4 protein-coding genes are annotated in these 3,928 nt (G+C 69.5%); all 4 read right to left on the bottom strand.

What is annotated here, in order from left to right; genetic code table 11:
* Positions 1–30: 30 nt before the first annotated feature.
* Positions 31–1,146 carry a D-alanine--D-alanine ligase family protein gene (locus Q0066_RS00825; protein WP_298129114.1) on the bottom strand — a complete coding sequence of 372 codons (1,116 nt, stop codon included), beginning with the start codon at positions 1,144–1,146 and terminating at the stop codon, positions 31–33.
* Between the two features lie 171 nt (positions 1,147–1,317).
* Positions 1,318–2,091: a lysophospholipid acyltransferase family protein gene (locus Q0066_RS00820; protein ID WP_298129111.1), complete on the bottom strand. Its 774-nt coding sequence runs from the start codon at positions 2,089–2,091 to the stop codon at positions 1,318–1,320.
* 180 nt (positions 2,092–2,271) lie between these two features.
* Entirely contained in the window at positions 2,272–2,877 is a 606-nt protein-coding gene (gene leuD, locus Q0066_RS00815; RefSeq protein WP_298129110.1) for a 3-isopropylmalate dehydratase small subunit, read from the bottom strand.
* 11 nt (positions 2,878–2,888) lie between these two features.
* A partial coding sequence (gene leuC / locus Q0066_RS00810) for a 3-isopropylmalate dehydratase large subunit (protein ID WP_298129108.1) occupies positions 2,889–3,928 on the bottom strand: 1,040 nt, incomplete at its 5' end.

Raw genomic sequence — 3,928 nt, 5'->3', positions numbered from 1 at the left:
TCGACAAGCTCGACCGGCGGTACCGACGGTTCAGCGCAGGCCGACCGGGCGCTCCAGGGCCTGCTCGATCAGGTCGGTGATCAGCGCGGTGTAGTCGATTCCACTGGCCGCCCACAAGGACGGGAACATCGAGATGTGGGTGAAGCCGGGCATGGTGTTGATCTCGTTCACCAGCACCTGGCCGTCGGCGGTGAGGAACAGGTCCACCCGTGCCAGGCCTTCGGCACCCATCGCCTCGAAGGTGCGCGCGGCGACGTCGGCGGCCCGCTCGCGCAGGCCGGGGTCCATCTCGGTGGGCACCTTCAGGATCGCGTCGTCGTCGGAGACGTACTTGGCCTCGAAGTCGTAGAAGGCGCCGTCGCTGCGCATCACGATCTCACCCGGCAGCGACACCCGGGGCGCTCCCCCGCGTCCGCCGAGAACCGCGAACTCCACCTCGCGGGCGCCGAGCACACCCTCCTCAATGACCAGCTTCGGATCGAACTTCTGCGCGAACAGCACCGCCTGCTCGAGCTCTTCGAGGGTGTCGACCTTGGTGATCCCCATGCTGGAACCACCGCGGGCCGGCTTGACGAAGATCGGGTAGCCGAGCGCCGCGATCCGCTCCAGCGACGCCTCGCGTTCCTGGCTCCACTGCCGTGCCGTGATGGTGACGAACCGGCAGCCGGGCAGCCCGGACGCCGACAGCGTCCGCTTCATCAGGTCCTTGTCCATGCCGTTGGCGCTGGCCGCGACACCGGAGCCGACGTAGGTCACCCCGAGCATCTCGAACATGCCCTGAATGGTGCCGTCCTCACCGAAGGGTCCGTGCAGCAGGGTGAACGCGACGTCGAAGGGCCGGACGTCGACCAGCCGGTCGCCGTCGATGGTGGCAACCCGGGCGCCGGCCCCGTCCGCTCCGGGCAGCAGCACAGCGGTCGGCCTGGATTCGTCCAGCCGCGGCAGTTCGTCACCCTGTTTGTGCAGTTCCCGCAACTCGTCGGCGTCGACCTGGACCCAGCGGCCCGCTGGGGTGATGCCGATGCCGATCAGCTCGAAGCGATCGGTGTCGATGGCTCGCGCGACCCCGCCGGCGGTCATGCAGGACACGTCATGCTCGGAGCTGGTGCCCCCGAAGATGATGCCCACCCGGGTGCGCTGAGTCATGTTTCCTCCTGCGTTCAGCCGTCCACCGAAACCCTAACGGGCACGTCCGCCTGGGACGGCACGCCACCACGCCGATCGGGGGTGTGAATCGATCCAGATCGGGCACCGGTAGCGGTGCCCGATCTGGATCTATTCCGAACGGACACCGACCGCAGGACTGTTGAGAGTCGGTCAGACGACCTCTCCGGCCCAGTCCCGGGGGATCCGTTTCCCGGCGCGCCGGTCGTAGCGGTCCTTGGGCGGCGTCTCCCGGCGCAGCTCGCCGACCAACTCCGTGATCGCGTCCATGATCCGCATGCTGCCCTCGGCGGCGGCCGTCGGAGAGTCGCTGGCGTCGTACAGGTCGTCGAGGTCCACCGGATCGCCGACCAGCACCTGCATGGTCGAGCGCGGCAGCAGCCGTGGCACCGACGCGCGGCGTCCGGGCATCACCAGGTGAGGACCCCACTGACCGATCGGCACCACCGGCACACCGGTCTGCAGGGCCAGCCGGGCGGCGCCGGGGTGACCGGTCATCGGCCAGCCGTCGGGATCGGCGGTGATCGTGCCCTCCGGGTAGATCACCACGCACTCCCCCCGGGCCAGGGCCTCGGCGGCGGCAGCGAGCGACTCGCCGGCGCGCGGGGTCCGTCGTTCGACCGGGATCTGGGCCAGCGATCGGGCCAGCCAGCCGACCACCGGAAGGTGCCACAGCTCGCTCTTGGCCAGCGCCCTCGGCCAGCGGCCGTGCCAGATCAGGAAGTGACCCAGCGCGACCGGGTCGAAATTGGAGATGTGATTGGTCACCACGATGACCGCACCCGCTCTGGGCAGCTTCTCGCCGCCGCGCCAGTCCTGTTTGGTGACCACCCGCAGCACCGGCCCGACCACCCCGGCGAGCGTGCGGAACAGCGGCTCCGCGGGCGCGTCGTTCGCTGCCGAGAGCGACAGTGCTGCGCGGGACATTTCGGACTCCTACGGGGGCTGGGTCGCCCCAGGTTACTGGCCGCCCCAGGCGCCGGGCAGCAGCCCGGAGCGGGACGTGTCCAAACTGCAACAAAGCCCGCCCAGAGCCTGCCGCCCAACCTCCCTAGCGCCCCTAATCTGGGCGTGACTAGGCGATCAGGCGGCAGTCAACCGGCAGGTTCAGCCCGCGGTACGGGCCGGCTGGGTGCGTGGCAGGAACGACGGCCGACGTGCCTCGAAGGCACTGATCAGGTCGGCGTGCTGCAGGGTCAGGCCGATGTCGTCCAAGCCGTTGAGCAGCCGGTGCTGGGTGTAGTCGTCGATGTCGAAGTCGTAGGAGTTCTCGCCTGCGATGACCTGCTTGTCGACCAGGCTCACCTCGACGCTGGCGCCCGGGTTCGCCTCGACGAACGCCCAGAGCTGCTCGACCACGTCCTGGCTGACCACGGCGATCAGCAGCCCGGCCTTGCCCGAGTTGGAGCGGAAGATGTCACCGAACCGGGAGCCGATGACGACCTTGAAGCCGTAGTTCTGCAGCGCCCACACGGCGTGCTCACGCGACGAGCCGGTGCCGAAATCGGGTCCGGCGATCAGCACCGAGCCGTTGGTGTAGGCCGGGTTGTTGAGCACGAAGTCGGGGTCGTTGCGCCAGGCGGCGAACAGGCCGTCCTCGAAGCCGGTGCGGGTGACCCGCTTCAGGTAGACCGCCGGGATGATCTGGTCGGTGTCGACGTTGCTGCGGCGCAGCGGAACGGCGACCCCGGTGTGGGTGTCGAATTTGTCCATCGTGCTGCTCCTTACAGATCGGCGGGGGACGACAGGGTGCCGCGGACGGCGGTGGCTGCGGCCACCGGCGGTGAGACCAGGTGGGTGCGGCCACCTTTGCCCTGGCGGCCCTCGAAGTTGCGGTTGGAGGTGGACGCGGAGCGCTCACCGGGCGCCAGCTGGTCGGGGTTCATGCCCAGGCACATCGAGCAGCCGGCCTCGCGCCATTCGGCGCCGGCGTCCTTGAAGACCTGATCGAGGCCCTCTTCCATGGCCTGCAGCCGGACCCGTGCCGAGCCCGGCACCACCAGCATCCGGACGCCGTCGGCGACTCGCCGGCCCTTGATCACCGAGGCAGCGAGACGCAGGTCCTCGATCCGGCCGTTGGTGCAGGAGCCCAGGAAGACGGTGTCCACCCGGATATCGCGCATCGGCGTCCCGGCCCGCAGGGCCATGTACTCCAGCGCACGCTCGGCGGCGGCCCGGTCGACCGGGTCGGTGAAGGTCTCCGGGGTGGGCACGGTGGCGCCCAGCGGAACGCCCTGGCCCGGGTTGGTACCCCAGGTCACGAACGGGGTCAGCTCGTCGGCGTTCAGGTCGACCTCGACGTCGAAGACGGCGTCCTCGTCGGTGTAGAGGGTCTTCCAGAACTCGACCGCGGCGTCCCAGTCCTCGCCGGACGGGGCGTGCGGGCGTCCCTTCAGGTAGGCGAAGGTGGTCTCGTCGGGTGCGACCATGCCGGCCTTGGCGCCCCACTCGATCGACATATTGCAGATCGTCATGCGGCCCTCCATGCTCATCTCGCGCATGACGTTGCCGCGGTACTCGACCACATAGCCCTGGCCACCGCCGGTGCCCACCTTGGCGATCAGCGCCAGCACCACGTCCTTGGGCGTGACGCCGTCGGCCAGGGTGCCGTTGATGTTGACCGCCATCGTCTTGGGACGGGCCTGCGGCAGGGTCTGGGTGGCCAGCACGTGCTCGACCTCGGAGGTGCCGATGCCGAACGCGAGCGCACCGAAGGCGCCGTGGGTCGAGGTGTGCGAGTCGCCGCAGACCACGGTCAGGCCGG

Origin of the sequence: Micropruina sp. (genome assembly GCF_027492755.1) — a bacterium.
GTDB lineage: Bacteria > Actinomycetota > Actinomycetes > Propionibacteriales > Propionibacteriaceae > Micropruina.
Note: the sequence above shows the minus strand (reverse complement) of the source record. Positions and strands in the feature narration are given on the sequence as shown.

Bases quoted from the DNA above. Each gene is read 5' to 3' on its own strand.
- Q0066_RS00825 (WP_298129114.1), bottom strand. From the start codon at position 1,146: ATGACTCAGCGCACCCGGGTGGGCATCATCTTCGGGGGCACCAGCTCC.
- Q0066_RS00820 (WP_298129111.1), bottom strand. From the start codon at position 2,091: ATGTCCCGCGCAGCACTGTCGCTCTCGGCAGCGAACGACGCGCCCGCG.
- leuD (WP_298129110.1), bottom strand. From the start codon at position 2,877: ATGGACAAATTCGACACCCACACCGGGGTCGCCGTTCCGCTGCGCCGC.